At 39.1% G+C, this 18,288-nt stretch carries 15 protein-coding genes; 4 read left to right on the top strand and 11 right to left on the bottom strand.

Features of this window, described 5'->3' with window-relative positions; all coding sequences use genetic code 11:
* Positions 1-66 precede the first annotated feature (66 nt).
* Positions 67-672 (bottom strand): TetR/AcrR family transcriptional regulator, encoded by a 606-nt coding sequence (locus tag CD00_RS0108080; protein ID WP_026655510.1) that lies wholly within the window; start codon positions 670-672, stop codon positions 67-69.
* A 16-nt stretch (positions 673-688) separates the two neighbouring features.
* Positions 689-1,183, bottom strand: a complete 495-nt coding sequence (locus tag CD00_RS17725; protein ID WP_051199039.1) for a hypothetical protein — start codon at positions 1,181-1,183, stop codon at positions 689-691.
* 156 nt (positions 1,184-1,339) lie between these two features.
* Between CD00_RS17725 and CD00_RS0108090 the strand changes: the two genes are divergently transcribed.
* The gene (locus tag CD00_RS0108090) at positions 1,340-2,242 is read left to right on the top strand and encodes a LysR family transcriptional regulator (protein ID WP_026655511.1); all 903 of its coding nucleotides are present in this window, start codon (positions 1,340-1,342) and stop codon (positions 2,240-2,242) included.
* A 6-nt stretch (positions 2,243-2,248) separates the two neighbouring features.
* Here the strand turns inward: CD00_RS0108090 and CD00_RS0108095 are convergent, their stop codons facing one another.
* The 3 genes from CD00_RS0108095 to CD00_RS0108105 all read right to left on the bottom strand — a co-directional run bounded on the left by CD00_RS0108095 (position 2,249) and on the right by CD00_RS0108105 (position 5,961).
* On the bottom strand, positions 2,249-3,136 hold the full coding sequence (locus tag CD00_RS0108095) for an HAD family hydrolase (RefSeq protein WP_051594129.1): 888 nt from the start codon (positions 3,134-3,136) through the stop codon (positions 2,249-2,251).
* 15 nt (positions 3,137-3,151) lie between these two features.
* Entirely contained in the window at positions 3,152-4,066 is a 915-nt protein-coding gene (locus CD00_RS0108100; RefSeq protein ID WP_026655513.1) for an ArsR/SmtB family transcription factor, read from the bottom strand.
* Between the two features lie 179 nt (positions 4,067-4,245).
* Positions 4,246-5,961, bottom strand: coding sequence for a methyl-accepting chemotaxis protein (locus tag CD00_RS0108105; protein WP_026655514.1), 1,716 nt, complete (start codon positions 5,959-5,961; stop codon positions 4,246-4,248).
* A gap of 271 nt (positions 5,962-6,232) precedes the next feature.
* Here CD00_RS0108105 and CD00_RS0108110 point away from each other — a divergent pair, with 271 nt between their 5' ends.
* Positions 6,233-7,531 (top strand): adenylosuccinate synthase, encoded by a 1,299-nt coding sequence (locus CD00_RS0108110; protein WP_026655516.1) that lies wholly within the window; start codon positions 6,233-6,235, stop codon positions 7,529-7,531.
* A gap of 269 nt (positions 7,532-7,800) precedes the next feature.
* On the opposite strand, the gene CD00_RS0108115 is transcribed toward CD00_RS0108110, so the two are convergent.
* Positions 7,801-9,420, bottom strand: a complete 1,620-nt coding sequence (locus tag CD00_RS0108115) for a mannitol dehydrogenase family protein (protein ID WP_026655517.1) — start codon at positions 9,418-9,420, stop codon at positions 7,801-7,803.
* 49 nt (positions 9,421-9,469) lie between these two features.
* The gene (gene uxuA, locus CD00_RS0108120) at positions 9,470-10,546 is read right to left on the bottom strand and encodes a mannonate dehydratase (protein WP_026655518.1); all 1,077 of its coding nucleotides are present in this window, start codon (positions 10,544-10,546) and stop codon (positions 9,470-9,472) included.
* Between the two features lie 171 nt (positions 10,547-10,717).
* Here uxuA and CD00_RS0108125 point away from each other — a divergent pair, with 171 nt between their 5' ends.
* The gene (locus CD00_RS0108125) at positions 10,718-11,611 is read left to right on the top strand and encodes an AraC family transcriptional regulator (RefSeq protein ID WP_026655519.1); all 894 of its coding nucleotides are present in this window, start codon (positions 10,718-10,720) and stop codon (positions 11,609-11,611) included.
* Between the two features lie 67 nt (positions 11,612-11,678).
* Positions 11,679-12,587, top strand: a complete 909-nt coding sequence (gene nudC, locus CD00_RS0108130; protein WP_242838941.1) for an NAD(+) diphosphatase — start codon at positions 11,679-11,681, stop codon at positions 12,585-12,587.
* A gap of 373 nt (positions 12,588-12,960) precedes the next feature.
* Here the strand turns inward: nudC and CD00_RS0108135 are convergent, their stop codons facing one another.
* The 4 genes from CD00_RS0108135 to CD00_RS0108150 form a co-directional block, all read right to left on the bottom strand.
* Positions 12,961-14,148, bottom strand: coding sequence for an MFS transporter (locus CD00_RS0108135; RefSeq protein ID WP_026655521.1), 1,188 nt, complete (start codon positions 14,146-14,148; stop codon positions 12,961-12,963).
* Positions 14,141-15,367, bottom strand: coding sequence for an ATP-grasp domain-containing protein (locus CD00_RS0108140; RefSeq protein ID WP_026655522.1), 1,227 nt, complete (start codon positions 15,365-15,367; stop codon positions 14,141-14,143). The genes CD00_RS0108135 and CD00_RS0108140 overlap by 8 nt, the downstream gene beginning before the upstream one ends.
* Before the next feature lie 135 nt (positions 15,368-15,502).
* Positions 15,503-17,074, bottom strand: a complete 1,572-nt coding sequence (locus tag CD00_RS0108145) for a hypothetical protein (RefSeq protein ID WP_026655523.1) — start codon at positions 17,072-17,074, stop codon at positions 15,503-15,505.
* Positions 17,067-18,287 carry an ATP-grasp domain-containing protein gene (locus tag CD00_RS0108150; protein WP_026655525.1) on the bottom strand — a complete coding sequence of 407 codons (1,221 nt, stop codon included), beginning with the start codon at positions 18,285-18,287 and terminating at the stop codon, positions 17,067-17,069. Before CD00_RS0108150 ends, CD00_RS0108145 begins: the two co-directional genes overlap by 8 nt.
* Position 18,288: the final 1 nt, after the last annotated feature.

The raw sequence follows: 18,288 nt of genomic DNA on the forward strand, positions 1-18,288 counted from the left end.
CTTGTTTATCATAAAAATTTATAGCTAACTCATAATAATAGAGTGCCTTAAAAAAAGCACTCTCTATTAATCATCATTAATATTTAATTCTTCGGGCACTAATCCCTCTAAAACATACATTAGTTCTTTGTCAATGGCTTCTTCTGAAATGCCGACAGTCTTGGAAGTAATCTTGAGTCCTTCCACAACGTACATAAGATTGCGAGCACACCCCAAAGGGTTCTCACAATAAAACTCACCGCTCTCGATGCCGTTTTCAATTAATCTCTCAATAATCCTGACAGCAGTATCAAACTGGTCTTTCAAAGGATTATCTTTTGGCGATACTTTATTAACGGAAAAATATTCATATGTTGCGACAGTAAGATTGTTCTTCTTTCTGAGAATTTCTTTCTTCTGTTCCTTCAAAAAAAGAGCCAACATATCACCGGCAGTTGCAGTTCCTGTAAGAGCGGCAGTAATGGTCTCTTCATCATCCTCATCGGTCTCTGAAGAAAGAACCGAAAGGAATAATTCATCCGTACTTGAGAAATAGAGATAAAGACCCCCACGACTTATCTCGCAGGCATCAACTATATCTTTCATTGTTACATTCTTAAAACCTTTATCAGCAAAAACTGTTCTTGCTTTATCAAGAATGTACTTTTTCTTGATCTCGGACTTTTCTCCCATTCTTCGCTATCCTTACTTACAGTCTAAAACTATTTGATGTACCTTCGCCCTGTCCCCAGAACTCTACAAGCTCATTCATCTTATTAACTACGCTGTATAAAACTCCGTTATTAACACCCTCGGCCCATACGGTACCCTTGGTCATACCGGAAAGTATATACTTGGATAAAATTCCGGAAAGCTCATCCATTTCGGTAATTCCGGCTTTTTCTATAAAAAGAAGTTCATCCTTGTAGTTACGAAGACGATTTCTGCTGTAAACATAGACATAATTGCGGTCGAGCAGATTTGTACTCTGTGCTGCCTTTACAAAAGCCAACAGATTGGAGTCGTATATCGGAAAAGACATAGACTTAAGCTCGCTGTTGGAATATGCCTGCGCTACATCAACGCTTGCGTTACTCCTAAGCCATTTCAAATATGGAGTCAATTTCTTGAGCTCAGGACGATATCTTTCAACGACATCTTCGACACTGCCTTCATTGACATTGTTGTCATTTTCTAAATTCATGAAAACTCGCTCCTGTTCTGGCTTTCAGCCACATGCCACCCGATTTTTTGCATTCAAAAAAAACTCCCAGTCAGAGTTCTTGAAACATTATAACAAGGTCGTTTGGTAATATCAACTAATTTTTGCTAGAATAAAAAAAGAAAAAAGGAGCAAAACATGACCAACAACCTTGAATATTACAAAGTATTTTATTATGTAGGAAAGCTCTCAAGTATAACTCTCGCATCCAAGGAATTGTCCATCTCACAGCCTGCCGTGAGCCAGTCAATCCACCAGCTGGAAAAGGCGCTTGGATGTACTCTTTTCCGAAGGACCGCCAAGGGCGTACATCTCACAACGGAAGGAAGCCTTCTCTACAGATACATAGAAAGAGGCTATGAACAGATAGAGCTCGGAGAACAGCGCCTTAAACAGCTCCTTCATCTTGACGCCGGCGAAGTCAGGATCGGCGCAAGCGACATGACGCTTAGATTCTTTTTGCTCCCTTATCTTGAGAAATTCCACGAACAATATCCAAACATAAAGGTTACGGTCACAAACGGCCCGACTCCAGAGACTCTTGATTATCTTTCGGATGACAAGATCGATTTCGGTGTGGTCTCGACTCCTTTTATAATGAAAGAAGACATTTCATCTCTCCCTGTTGCAGAGGTCGAAGACATATTCGTAGCAGGCAGAAAATTCATTCAATATAAAAATAAGATGCTTGATTTCTCAGATCTTGAGAAAGTTCCTCTCATAATGCTTGAGGGCAAAACAAGTACAAAGAACTATATCAGTTCTTTCCTTGCAGAGAACGGAGCCGATATACGCCCCGAATTTGAGCTTGCAACAAGCGATATGATCGTTCAGTTCGCGCTCAGAAACTTAGGCGTAGGCTGTGTCGTAAAGAGTTTTGCGGAAGAATATCTGGAAAGCGGTGTTCTCTTTGAACTTCGCTTTAATAAGATCATTCCAAAAAGAGAGATCTGCGTCATCACCGATGACACGAGACCTCTCTCAATTGCCGCAAGTAAATTATATGAACTTATAAAAGAAGATATTTCAAAAGAAAAATAAACTTCCTTAATATATAACTCCGAGTGCTTCAAGTTCTTTTTTGGTGCTCGTATAGTCCTTGTACACGATTCCGTTCCAGCCAAGTTCTTTTGCCGCATCGATATTTACCTTGGTATCATCGATGAACACGGTCTTTTCCGGAACAAGGTTGTAACGCTCAGCAAGCAGGTTATATATAGCATGATCGGGTTTTACGACCTTATCTCTGTAGCTTAAGATTCCGCCGTCAGTCTCATCGATAAATGCCATTGCATCGGGACAAGCTTCAAGAACCTGCCATGAAAAGTTTGAAAGATACAATACCTTATATCCTGCTGCCTGAAGAGCCTTTATCCAAGGAATCGCATTATCCCTCTTGGTAACTATATCGGTAAGGTCCTCGAAGGTCTTCTCTATCACATCCGCAATCTCGGGATCGTTTTTCTTAAATCCGTCAATTATCTCTTCCGTAGAAAGAACGCCGCGGTCATATTCCGTCCACTCTTTGCTGTGAACAGAAACGTCTGCGATTCTTTTTGCAAGCTCTTTATCGGAAACTTTTTTCTCAATAAAATCCATATAAACAAAGTCTGTGAGCACATTTCCGATATCGAAAACAACCGTATCGATCTTGCCCTCAGGCACAACGTTTCCTCTTAAATCGTGTTGCTTATTTGAAGTCAGAGGATCAAGCGATGCGATCGTATGTCTTCCGGTTATACTGCTGAAAGCCCAGATGCAGATCCATGTAAAAATTGGGATAGCTACCGTAGCCACAACAGCGCCCATAAAGTAATCAAACGGCGTGCCTATTATCGCCATCACAAAGAGAATCACGTAAGTTGATAAAAGAGCGATTATTCCGATTATCGCGATCACTCTTTTTGCCATAGGTGTCTTGTTATTATCCGTCATTTTAAAACCATCCTTCTATATATTACTGTACTTCATTTTGACATTTATATCGCGGTTGTAATTTCCAAAGCCCTTGCCGAATATCGTAAGACCCCCGACGTGTTCTGCGTTCTCGGGAACTTCGAGTCTTAGTTTAAGCGGCGTCTTATGAGTCAGCTTGAGTTTGTCGACTGTGACATCAGAGAGCTTCTGTCCGTCTATAAAAACGCCCTCGTGGTTTATTACAAGCATTTTTAACAGTCCATACTGATTCCAAAGCGGAAACCACCAATCCGGTGTAAAAAGACCTTTCACATCGCCGAAATCCCCCGGAGAAGTCCATGTTCCGAGCAATGTGCCATTCAGATAAAAGTATATGTCGGAAGGGTAATTATTATTATATCCGGGCGCCTCTGAGCACATCTCTGCCGCAATACTAAGCTCATCTATCTTCTGATTAAACGGCACAAAATTGGGAATGTCATATTCGACATAGCCTCTTGTAAACCAGAGAATGTCGGCATCGAATCTCTCGCCATGCGCAAAGTATCTTGGATCGTCGACTTCTCCTATAACCTTCTCCGAAGAAGCAAGTCCGCATGTCGGCTCTATATGGCAGTCCGAAAAATGTCCAACCTTTATGTCAGTCTCATAAATAGCCTCATTCTTTTTAGGTGACCTTATATCAATAAGGATATTGTCAGGCTGAACTGAGCATATTTTCTGGTTGCCATGCCCCGTTGTTTCCGAAGTAACCTGAACAATACCGCACTCTTCAAGCTTCTTGATATGGCTTGTAAGCGCACCGTTTGTAATCTTGAGGCGCGTCGCGAGATCATTCATATTTGAACTTCCCTCAGAAACAAGGATCTTCACAATCTCAACTCTTATGTCCGATCCAAGCGCCTTAAAAAGCGCAAGTCCTTCGTCCAATGACTGTATATGAATCATAGTTATATACCTTTCAGTTATATACTTTTAATAAGATATATTGAATATGTCTGCAATACGAACATTATAAAGTAGAGCTTTTGTAAAAGCAAACAGACAATGGAAAAAGTCCCCCACGCAGACCCTGTCTACGCAAAGGACTTTCTGTAACTACCCCAAAATACATTTAGGATATGCAATTAACCACTTATTGTAAATTTTCCGATGAGGTCGTTGAGACTCTCTGACTGTATCGAAAGTTCCTTGGATACTTCGCTTGACTGCTCGGCTGTCTCGGAGTTCTTCTGAACTACTCCCGAGATCATCTCAATTCCCTTATCGATCTCTTCCATGCTCTGAGCCTGTGCCTGAGCAAGGTTTCCGGTATTTTTGATCATATCTGTGATTTCTTCTACGCTGTGTTGCATGGCATCAAGCGCATCCGTTGTCTCGGCAACAACCGCATTTCCGTTCTTGATTTCTTCCATTGTATCTGCAATGAGCTGATGCGTATTCTTTGCAGCTTCACTTGACTGATCTGCAAGCTTTCCTATCTGATCGGCAACAACCGCAAATCCTTTTCCTGTTTCACCTGCTCTTGCAGCCTCTATCGAAGCATTGAGGGCAAGGAGCGATGTCTGGCTTGCAATCTCTTCAATTGTATTCGTAACCTGCTCAATCTCTGCAGATGCTTCCGTAATCCTTGTCATGGCGTCGGTAACAAGATGCATCTTTCTGGCACTGACTTCCGCCTTGTCCTTAACATCTCCCGCCATGCCGTGGCTTCTCTGTGCAACTTCCGCAAGCTGTCTTGTCTGATCTGTAACGGAGTTTACAGATGCCGTAAGTTCCTCAACTGCAGCCGCCTGATCCGTAGATCCTTCCGCAAGGTCCGTTGCCCCTTGTGACATATTAAGAGCGCCGTCCGAAACAAGCGTAGATGAGTTTCTTACTTCAAGAAGTGTATGACTTAAGTTACTTGAAATATTTCTAAAAGCCTCTTTTATCTGAACATAATCACCTATATAGAGCTTCTCATTTCTTGAACCGCAGGAGAAATCTCCGGTAGACATGCGATTGAGAGTATCACTTATATCTTTTACAATATCAGCGATAACATCGGTCGAATATGTTATATCATCAGCAAGCTTTCCGAGCTCATCTTTTGAATCGGAAGGAACCTTGATGTCAATCTTACCTTTAGCCATATCATCGGCAGCTTCTGAAAGAGCCTTTATAGGATCAAGGATATTACTTGCAAGTGCGGCTTTCGCCTTATTTGAATAAAGAATTGCATATATAACGATAGCCATTGAAAGAACCGTAAGTATGATAACTATCGTAAGTGCTCCGTTATATGCCTTCTGAGCCTGCTCCTTGGCAGATATTCCAATTTCTTTAAAATCTTTTACAACTATCTTGATAGCTTCATTTACATTAGCAACATAGTATTCATACAATTCAGTGTGCGATGCGCCCGATGAAAACATGCCGTTAAGAGTCTGCCCGTAGTTGTCTATATCAGCGATATGCGAATAGACCGTAGTAAGATCGTCTTTATAAACTTTACTCAGCGTTCCGAGTCCGTCATTCAATTCCTGGATCTTTTCGGAAGCTCCTTTCATCTGTTCATCGCGGTCGGCGTCATCCTCGGCATTAAGCGCCCAGAGATAATACTTTGCAAGAGCCTGGATTGTTATACGTATCTCACCCTGCTGCGTATTCTGTTCATAGAAAACGTTATATATACTGTGCAGATTGAATATTGAAAAACCATCTATCAATAGAACCACAATAAAAACCAGAACCAGATTGTTCTGAAGTCTATAAAAAACTTTTTTGAGCTTGTCCGCTACAGAAAGATTTTTAAATGTCTCGTTACCAAACTTCTTCTTATCGTCGATCGCTTTTGCCATACTGACCTCCTGATACTATTGAATAAAGGGCTTCTGTGACTCTTTCACGCACGAATTAATCTAATGTACAGCCACTTACAGATTATATGTATAATTGTAGCGCTTTTTTGACGAAAATGCGTCAATAAACTGTATAATTTTATATAAAATTTCGAAAAATAAGCAATACTTATATCATTCATAAAAAATATTGATTTTACTTATATTTCTTTTTCCGTTATTATACTAATGTACGATTTTAATCATGTTTTCTATTAAGGAGGAACAATAAATGGTAAAAGCAGTCGTAGGCGCTAACTGGGGCGACGAAGGAAAGGGCAAGATCACAGACACTCTTGCAGACAAAGCCGACGTTGTAATCCGCTTTCAGGGAGGTGCCAACGCAGGACACACCATAGTTAACGATTATGGTAAGTTCGCACTTCACACAATGCCTTCAGGCGTTTTCCATCAGAATATAATGAACATCATCGGAAACGGTGTTGCTTTTGATATTACAAAGTTCATGAACGAGCTTAACGAGATCACATCAAAGGGCGTTCCCGCTCCTCAGATCATGATTTCAGACAGAGTACAGGTTATGATGCCTTACCATGTTCAGTTTGATTCCCTTGAAGAAGCAAGACTTGCAGGAAAGTCATTTGGTTCAACAAAGTCAGGAATCGCACCTTTTTATTCAGATAAATACTCAAAGATCGGCTGGCAGATCAACGAATTCTTCCAGGATGACGATGTTATCAAGGAAAAGATCGACAGAATCGCCCAGATCAAAGACGTTATCCTTGTTAATCTCTATCATGCAGAGCCTATCGACAAGGACGCACTCTTCAAGCAGATAGTTGAATGGAGAGAACAGGTTAAGCCTTACATTGGAAACGTATCTCTCTACCTCGATAAAGCAATCAAGGAAGGAAAGACAATCCTCTTAGAGGGACAACTCGGAACCATGAAAGATCCCGATCACGGAATCTACCCCATGGTTACATCATCTTCTCCTCTCGCAGCTTACGGTGCTATCGGAGCAGGTATTCCTCCTTATGAGATAAAAGAGATCGTAACTGTTTCCAAGGCTTATTCTTCAGCTGTAGGAGCAGGTGCATTCGTATCTGAGCTCTTTGGCGACGAAGCAGACGAACTCAGAAATCGCGGCGGTGACGGCGGCGAATATGGCGCAACAACAGGACGTCCAAGACGTGTAGGCTGGTATGACTGCGTTGCAAGTAAGTACGGTTGCAGACTTCAGGGAACAACAGATGTAGCTTTCACTGTACTTGACGTACTCGGCTACCTCGATGAGATTCCTGTATGCGTAGGTTATGACATTGACGGAGAAGTAACAACAGAGTTCCCTGTTACTCACCTTCTTGACAAGGCTAAACCCGTATACAAGACTCTTCCCGGTTGGAAATGCGAAATCAGAGGAATCAAGAACTACGAAGATCTCCCTGAGAACTGCAGAAAATACATCGAGTTTATCGAAGAACAGATCGGTTATCCCATCACAATGGTAAGTAACGGTCCCGCAAGAACAGATATCATCTACAGAAAAAGCGCTCTTAAGAACAACTAATATCATCTGCAGCCCCTTCCACACCCAAACAAGTGGTAGGGGCTGCAGTTTTTTTGCCACATTCCATCAAAATCATATTGGCCGGGGATTGGATGTCCCTGCGCAGCATATATCAGTTTAATGCAAAAAGCGAAGCCACCGCGGTTAAGCGATGGCTTCTTTTTAGTGGGGGATACAATTAAAATTTTATGTTTATTTAACCTGCGGAATCCTGCCACATGAACGCAGCAGAACGTTCATGTGACTTTTTGCAGGAATAAACTGCGTTATTAAACGTGCTTTTTAAGAGTTTCTCTTACAGCACCTGTGCCTGCGATAAGTTCCTCAAAATATCCGATAATGATATCTGAAAGGCCTGCAGCTTCAAGATCAGTTCCAAAGATTGTAGCATCCTTAAGAAGAGGAAGAACCTTGCTCTTAAGTGTCTCTTTGTCATAGTTTCCGCCAAGCTCGATGTCTTTTACATAAGACTGTGCCTTCTCAAGAAGCGGATCGGGGCTGGGCTCAAAGCTGTTGCCGTTATCGTCAACACCCATGAGGTAACGAAGCCATCCTGCATGTACAAGAGGAATGCACTTAAGATCAGCTACATTGAGCTTATCTGAAGCCATGTAAGCCTTAATTGTCTCACCAAATCTGATTGCAAGCTTCTGTGATGTATCTGTTGCAATTCTCTGAGGTGTATCAGGCATAAACTTGTTAGGTATTCTTACATTTACTACTGTATCGATGAATTCCTGAGGCTTGATAACTCCGGGATCTGTAACAACGGGAAGTCCCTCTACATATCCGATAGTCTTAACGAGCTTTACAAGCTCCTCATCCTTCATCTCTTCTGAAATCTTGTCATATCCAAGGAGGCATCCGTATACAGCAAGTGCTGTGTGAAGAGGATTAAGGCATGTGCAAACCTTCATGCGCTCAACCTTATCAACTGTCTCCTTCTCTGTGAAGATAACACCAACTTTCTCAAGTGCAGGTCTTCCGTTAGGGAACTTGTCCTCGATTACGAGGTATTCGCTCTCCTCAGCGTTTACGAAAGGAGCAACCCAAGTCTTCTTAGAAGTAACTACAGGCTCAAGCTCTTCTACACCGTCGTTCTTAAGAATCTCATTAACTGAATCATCAGGTCTGGGTGTAATCTTATCGATCATTGACCAAGGGAAGCTAACCTTGCTGTCATCCTCGATGTAAGCAACGAATCCTGCCTCTGCCTTGCCGTTTGCAGTCCACTCTTTTGCGAACGCATGAACAGCATCAAAAAGCTTATCTCCGTTGTGTGAGCAGTTATCTGTGCTCACCATAGCAATCTTCTTCTCTCCTGCAAGGAATCTCTCATAAAGAAGAGCTGCAACCTTACCGATATAGCTCTGAGGCTTTGAAGGTCCGTTTACGAAATCGTCCTTAACAGCAGCAAGAAGCTCGCCTGCGGGATTTACAAGTGAATATCCCTTCTCTGTGATTGTGAAAGTAGCAAGCTGAAGAGAATCGCATCTGAAGATCTCTTTTAATCTGTTGAATTCCTTATCATCGTTTGAATCAAGGATGCATGACTCAGCGATGCTGGCAATAACTGACTTCTCAACAGAACCGTCTGCCTTAAGTGTAACAAGAAGTGAAAGATTGTCATGAGGTCTGTACATCTTCTCGATGATCTCATAATCAAATCCCTCTACTACTGTAAGTCCCTTGTCGTTCAAGCCGCCATCAAGCATTCTCTGAGCGAGATTAGCCTGAAAAGCTCTGAAGATGTTACCTGCTCCGAAGTGTACCCACTCAGGTGCCTCAACTGTCTTCTTTATCATATCTTCCTGGTTAAAAGTAGGGATATAATATCCTTTCTCTTTCCAAGTGCTGTCTGTTGCTACGCTATTAGCATTTAATTTCATTGTTAACCCTTTCCGCTTTATCTTTTATCCCATATATAAAAGCTTATGTTCAAATTCCACGCTGGTGTGACTTCTCAATAGCCTCCCAGAGACCGTTAATGTATGTTGCTCCGAGTGCTCTGTCATAGAGACCGTAACCGGGCATTGCAACTTCACCCCAGATCATTCTTCCGTGGTCGGGACGGATAGGTCCGTCAAATCCTGTCTCGTAAAGAGCCTTAACTATCTCATACATATCGAATGTTCCGTCAGATGAAAGGTGTGCTGACTCCTCGAAGTTTGTAGGAGAAATGAACTTAAGGTTACGAACGTGTGCAAAGTGAATTCTTCCCTCAAGTGCTCTGATCATGTGAGGAAGGTCATTTTCAAGGCTTGTTCCGTATGAACCTGAGCAGAATGTAACACCGTTGTGTACATCATCTACAGCCTTCATAAGCTTAAGGATGTTCTTCTCGTTGTTGATGATTCTGGGAAGTCCGAATACAGACCATGCAGGATCGTCGGGATGGATAGCCATCTTAATGTCATACTTGTTACATACGGGCATGATTGCCTTTAAGAAGTAAACGATGTTCTCGAAAAGTTTCTCTTCATCGATTCCCTTGTAGAGTTCGAAGAGCTCCTTAACATGCTCCATACGCTCAGGCTCCCAACCGGGCATAACAGATCCGTTTGTGTCACCTGAAAGTGTCTCAAACATCTTCTCGGGATCGATCGCATCGATTGCTTCCTGTGTATATGCAAGAACTGTTGATCCATCGGGTCTCTTTCTTGCAAGCTCACTTCTTGTCCAGTCAAAAACGGGCATGAAGTTGTAGCAAACCATGTGGATATCTTCCTTACCAAGATTCTCAAGAGTCTTGATGTAATTATCTATATGCTTATCTCTGTCCGGTGTAGCTGCCTTGATGGCATCTGAAACGTTGACAGACTCAATTCCTGCGATGTGCATATTCTCAGCTGCAACTTCGTTCTTCAGAGCCTTGATCTCGTCCTGCTCCCAAAGCTCGCCTGCCTGCTTGTTGTAAAGAGTTGTGATAACTCCCTTTACACCGGGAACCTGTCTGATCTGCCATAACTTAACAGTGTCATATTTGCTGCCATACCAGCGAAGTGTCATTTCCATTGATACTAAATACTCCCTTCGTCTAATAAATCATTTCCTACTTTGTTAAAAAAACAGTTTTCGAACGTTAATATCCGTATACATATACAATAACTTTTTAAGCAAAAAAATAGAATTGAATATTTTGTTTCACACCTTGCAAAAATTGCCACAGGTAGTTATTATGTATTTATGAAAAATAAATTACGATCATCATTTAACACAAGACAATACATGGTATCTTCGGATTTCGAGGTCTACTACTACTCCGACAAGAACTTTACAACCTTGAAGCCGCACGCCCACGACTACTACGAATGTTACCTTTTCATCGAGGGTGATGTCACCATGGAAATATTCAATGCGGAAGGAGTTGCATCAAGATACAAGATGTCTCCCGGCGACCTCATGCTCGTTCCTCCGGGAATAATGCATCACGCGCTGATGAACAATCCCGAGGCAAACTACAGACGTTTTCTTTTCTGGATAAGCAAAAGTTGCTGTAACAGGCTCATGCAGGAATCCGTGGACTATATGTATCTGATACAGAAGGCGGAAGCGTTCCACAAGTACATATATCACATGACTCCCGCCCAGTTCCACATGATCGAGTCGAAATTCCTTCGTCTTCTTGAAGAAGTATCGAGCGAAAGATACGGAAGCTCGGCCTTTATACACCTGTGCCTGTGCGACCTCATTCTCACCATCAACAGGATTGTTTACGATGAAGAGAATATGAAAAACTCAAGCGATGAGCTCACTCTTTTCCAGAATATCATTTCATACATCGAGGGAAATATTGAGGAATCGCTCACACTTGACGATATTGCGGGCAAATTCTTTATAAGCAAATACTACGTTGCCCATCTGTTCAAAGATACGCTCGGTGTCTCGCTCCATCAGTATATTATAAAAAAACGTCTCGATGAATGCCGAAATGCTATAACAGGCGGAGCAAGCATTACGGGAACTTACGAGAAATTCGGCTTTAGGGACTACTCAAGTTTCTTTAAGGCGTTTAAAAAAGAGTACGGTATGTCGCCGAAGGAGTACCAGAGCCTATACTCGCACAACCTCATTCCGTAATGTGGCACAATATATGAAAAAATAAGGAAGTGCTGATTCAATCAGTGCTTCCTTTGATACATTATTTATGGATAAACAATCCAAGATACAAGGACAGACTATGATTCAGGATATTTCACCGGCACATCTTAACAATCATTACGATCCGACAAAGACAGCGGACGAAAACTCAATAATATTATTTTTTACAAAAGAAAAAAAGCTCCTGGGACGCCTTGACGACAGCACTCAAGAGATTTCTTTTCCCAGATTTAAGGATGCAAAAGATATTGCAAAAGAAAAACTCACTTATCTTTTCAGTATAGATGATGAAGATTTCTTTTTGATGATCACAGATTCCGAAAATATGGACTTTTTGGATGTATCCGCACAAGATTCGGATTCCTACATGTTCCATGATTTCAGAAAGTTCAGAAGTGCCTACTACTATCCGCAAACATACGTGTACGCTGCATTCACGGCATATCAACTTGCCGAATGGTACATGGTCACAAGATTCTGCGGTAAGTGCGGTGCAGAAAACGAACACTCTAAAAAAGAGCGCGCCATGATCTGCCCAAAGTGCGGAAATATAATATATCCGAGAATTAATCCCGCTGTGATAATCGGAGTAATCGACAAGGAAGCCAATAAACTCCTTGTTACCAGATACAGAGTAGGCTACGGCCACAACGCTCTCGTGGCGGGCTTCACCGAAATCGGCGAAACTCTTGAAGAGACCGTAAGCCGTGAAGTCATGGAAGAAGCCGGCATCCATGTAACCAACATCCGCTACTACAAGTCGCAGCCATGGGGCATCGCAAGCGACATCCTCGTAGGTTTCTTCTGCGAAGTAACCGGAAGCCGCGAGATCACCATGGACAACAACGAACTAAAATTCGCAAGCTGGCTGTCCCCCGAAGAGATTGAACTCCAACCACTTGAGTACAGCCTTACAAATGAGATGATGAAGTTTTTTAAAAAGTCTTATGAATAATCAATACTTTCAATAATTAAATTATTAATCCTGTTCACTATCTTCATAAAAAAGTTTGAATGCGAACTTCTATCATATATTCTTGATACTTATAAGCTAAAAAGCAAGTTATAAAATTCCAGTATATATTTAGCACTTGCACCTAATAAACTTTGGCAGCCCCTTGAAGTTTTATTATCCATTTTCCTTCCTAACTGACCTTTAAAGCAGAGAGGCGCATCCCACTCCGGTTGCATCACCACGTAAATCTAAGGTAAGCTTCATAAGAGATCAATAATACAAAGCATAATCCAAAATCTCGCATAATAATATGTAAACGTCAATGAAAAAGTTTACCTGGTCAACTTTTATAATAGCGTTTACAACGCATATGCTAATCATCCAACTGTGTTCCTAAATATATATCATTCTTACCATTCATAGGAAGCATTATTGTCAGTAACATAACTATTATAAAACTCACAGCTAGCATATAACGCCCGCCAAATCTATCGGCTATATACCCTTCTACCCACAGTATTATAAAAGTCAACAAACTCTCTATAACGTTGATAGCTGCTAAAATAGTAGACCTATACTCTGAATCACCAATTCTATTATCAACAATCGATGACGTATTGGGTGCAAAAAAGCCGTACATAAATCTCCAAACAAACATAAGCAATAATATAAGCATCATATTATGTAGTACCATCAATAGAAATAATATAACAACAAATAATATATTAGATATAAATCCTGTAACCCTATTCAACCTACCATGCAACAGTTTTATCGATATTATCGGTAATAGTGAAAGCGCAATATATATATATCCACTATAAACAGATGAAATTCCAACCCCCGAAAAAAATATCTGTATATTTGAGTATATACCTTGATATGCAGCATTATAGACCGCATAATATATCCCGAGAAGTATAACATCTCGTCTTCTGGCATCGGATAGCACATCATCCATCGCTATATTTCTATGTTTACATCTATCTTTACGTAGATAGTTTGTTGATGAAGGAACTAATAGCGTTAAGATTGCACATATCATAAAAATAATCATATTCATAAGAAAGGCACTCCGATAGTTGTTCCTAACAAAGAGAGAGCAACCAAGTGATGATAATACCCCAGCTATTAATGTCGCTGTAAGATATCGTCCTCGATTCTTTGAAGCATCTTCATTAGCACATCCTGGCTGTGTCGTAACTTCATAAAGAAGTGCTATATCCGAATTACATATTGTTGTTATCCCACATGCTAGTACCATATATGCAATAAGACATGTATAATAATCTTTCGCAATGTAAAGCAATAACATAGAAGGACTGCATAACAAATATCCCAATACCAAAGCCCTCTTCTTCCCACTCTTGTCTGCAATTATTCCTGACGGAATATCAACAATCAACATGGTAAGATAGAATATTCCCATAAGACTCGAAATCTGTCCATAACTAAGAGTAAGGTTCTCTTTTAGATAGTAAGAAAGTATAGGATTATATACATAGAAAGTCCCCAAAAATTTTATCAAATATAACAATTTTATTCTCATATTCTTATTCAACTTCTAATCTCCATTCCGCCTGTACACGTTCGCCAACTGTAGCTAATAGGTTATTATCATCAACTTCCGCCTCCCATGTTATCAAGGCAATCGCATCTCCAGAAGTATGTCGTGCTCTAATGTCATCTCCTATCTTATTTAATATATAGACATCTCTTACCTCTGGAATTTTCCTTAACTCTTCTTCTTTGCTTATGTCAACAATCTTTCCGCTTTTCTTATAAAAAATTGCATAGCCAATTGGTTTTCTATGTGTCTCCTCTATATTATCTGGTTCAATACCAAAAGTAGCTGCAACCGCTTCTTCTATGAACATTTTCTGACAAGAATTTGCTATAGCGAAATCAACTCCACACCCAATAACTCTAGCAGCAATTTCAATAAAATAGACATTATTATCATTCTTATTATATATAACTTCCATATGTGTTATGCCTTCTTTAATAGGCATAGCAGCTATTACCTCATTATTTGTATCAGCTATCTTTCTTAGAACATCCCTATCTAATTCTGAATGTATAAATCCCATAAGTGGCTTTAAATCAGTACATTCAGTAGTACTGTGCGCATATTCGCCAACAGAAAACATTTTCACAGTGCCATTATACACTATTGAATCTACATGATACATTGGTCCATCAATAAATTGTTCTATCTCGTATCTCCTGCTATCTCTTTCGATATAGTGCTCATAATCCTTGCAATTTGCCGTATCAACAAATACTACTCCATCAGATCCCATTGAATCAACAGGTTTAAGAACACATCTGCTATCACAACCACTCAAAAACTCCCTTATATCATCAAAACTACTTACCACTGAATATCTAGGAAGCTTTACATTTGAATTATTCTTCAGCCAATCTTTCATAGCAACTTTATCCCTGAATATATGTCCTGCTTCTCCTCTAATACCATATGGTACATTATATACTTCTCTTAATTCAGACGCTTTCTCAACCAATCTCTCTGAAAGTGCAAATATTCCACCAATAGTTGAATCTCTTGATATATTCTTAAAAATCTCATCAATGTATTCATACCCTTCTTTGCAGCATAGCTTATCAAAGTAATATATTTCATTATATATATCTTTACATCTATCTTGTAATAAGCTATTCTCTGTTATAAGAATTTTGTAATACTTACTAACAGGTATCCTATTCTCAATAGCATAGTTATAATTCTCATGATCACATAAAATTACATACTTTGTCATGTGTCTAAATCCCTCGCATCATTAATTGTCTATCACATTCTATATAAGTTGCACATTTGAATATCAATACTACTTTTCTTTACCATATACTTAACATTGTAATGGACATGTTATACGTACACTAATTACAGCATATCATCCCTTTCTACGTCCTATTATCGTCCTAAATTCATCAATACCATATCTACAAATATATAGCAGCATATGTTCTTCTGAAATAAACCCACTAAGATTATCAAAAGATGAATCATTATCATATACACAAGCGACATCATAAGCCTGCTGTACTCCCCTATCATCTACCTGTGTGTATGGAACATATATCCTATAATCGACGAAATTATTACATATTCTAAGTCCATAACACTCTGGTTTAGATGCTATATGAGTATCTTTAAATAGCCTAAATGAATTAATCTTTATATCTGTAATATACTCTTCAAGCTCATGAAAATTTGATAAATTATCATAAGCTTCTTGAACAGTTTCAGTTGGAAGATTTGACATAGCCGTTAATTTTACAGCAATCCCTCTATCGCTAAATAGTTGTACATATTTCTTTATATTCTTATAATTTACTCCTTTTCTCATCAACCCATTTAATCTATCAATTGTTGTCTCAACTCCTAACGAAATCATAATACAGCCACTAGTAGCCATGCCATCAATTAATTCCTCATTGAATGCAGTATCAAATCTCGCCCTACAACACCATCTTATATTGAAGCCATTCGTTCTAATAATCTCTATAATCGCTTTTATGCTTTCTGGCGACAAACAACAATCTCTAAATCTAAAAACAGTATCACTAAAATCACTATTCTTTCTGAACAAATCCTCTAATATATTCAGCCGTTCCATCTCATATTCACAATGCTTGCTAATCGAACAAAATGCACATCTAGACCAATAGCATCCCCTACTGTATAAGATATTAATTATCTTTCCAGGATAAAAACTATACTGTGGATAACAATCTCTATGTAAATCTATAATATATTCAAATTTCTTCTTTGAAATAAACGGAACACTATCATCAATATAAAATGGTATATCTCTTCCTTCCTCTATTCTAATGTAAATCTCTTCAATGTATTTTTCGATTGATGTCATTCCTACACTATCAAAATACTTCCTTAATCCTGACTCGCAACCTCCTGAATTTTCAAAAAGCATAGAAGTACTTATCTGATCCTCATTCATTCCAAAAATATGAACGTGCCCCATATATCCATTTTCTCTAAGATGCTTAGCTATCATGAAAGTTGGCACAATTTGATCCGGATGGAATAATGCTATTGCGATCATTCTATAACCATTCTTGTCATCCCATGTTTCTCTATCCATGAATAGCGTATATGGATTATCTATATCATCAATCATCTGTTCTATATCATCCATTCTTTCAACACTCAGTTTTGTTTCAAATGAATTGATACTAAGCTTATAACTTTCATTAGATATACTAGTAAATTTATCATTAAAGTACTTGTACCTATCAATCAAATAACTATAATTATAAAACTTATCTTCGTCGAAAGTATCTACATCAACATCTAATATACTACACAACGAGCGCATATTCATATCATCTACGTCAACTGATATGCTTGCTCGCTCAAGAAGCTCAACTGCATATATTATATCCGTTGGTAATGATTGATAATACCAAAGCGGCGGATTTATTAATAAAACTCTTCTACTCATTCTCAACCTCCACACATATAGATGAATATATACCCTCTATAACATCATGTATCTTCTCGCCATCATCCATACATATAACAAAATATCCATAGCGATCTGTATTCTCTTTCATTTCTGATATAACATCTCCTGCAGAAATATCCATATCTATTCGAACTACTCCGGGCAACTTACTAGCAGTCTCAATTCCATCTATTCTCACAATTTTCCCAGGCGAAAAATCAAAATGCTTAATACAACAGTCTCTATGTTTAATCTTTGGAAAAATAACCTTCTCTCCTATCAATAATGATAGATATGATTTAAAAATATCAAATCCATATGCTCTATCATAAAGCTCCGTTATACATCCTCCTGGAAAGCGAGAAGCATACTCCATAATCTTTATATCTGCATTCCCATCATATCTAAACTCTACATGAAACGGTGTATTAACCATTCCACTTTCTAATACAAACTCAGACAGACATTCTTCTATATAATCCAATTGTGGTAAGCTAAGTCCATTGTATGTTGTATGTCCCATCTCAACGAAATATGGTTCTCTACCCTTTATCTTCTTTACAACGCTAGAAAACTTTATCTCGTCATCATAAATAATTCCATCATAACTATATTCATCATATGCAATATATTCTTCCACTAAACAGCCTGAATCTATCATATATCCATAATTGTCGTTAATCTTTCGTAACTCTTCTAAATGTTCAGCAGCTTCACAACTATTGTAAACACACTTAACAAACATACTACATGTCATATCAATAGGCTTAATTACGCAAGGAAATGCAACCTTATCCCACATATTAAAATTCTTATCCACATAAACAAATTTGGGATTAAGGATATCATTAATAAGGCTTATCTTCCTTCTCATATCAACTTTATTGTGTGCAGCTTTAACATCTTCTTCACTCATATGGCGTATATGAAAATATTTCTGTAATTGTGATACGATACCCCCACAATAATCATTACCTTGTACAATAATCAACTCTTGCAGGTTCTTTACATTGCGTTCTATTGCTTCAAGTACTTCTTCAAATTCAAGCTCATTAACTAGAATCATGCTATGATTCCTAGCATTGACAAAATGTGCTTTTGTCTTCCTTGCAATAATATATATATCAAACCCCATATCTTCAGCCGCTCTGATATAATTACTCCCAAAAAAAATGGGTTCAATGAGTATTATCTCTCTCTTTGTCTTCATA

The organism is Butyrivibrio sp. AE3003 (genome assembly GCF_000686065.1).
Classification (GTDB): Bacteria; Bacillota; Clostridia; order Lachnospirales; family Lachnospiraceae; genus Butyrivibrio; species Butyrivibrio hungatei_A.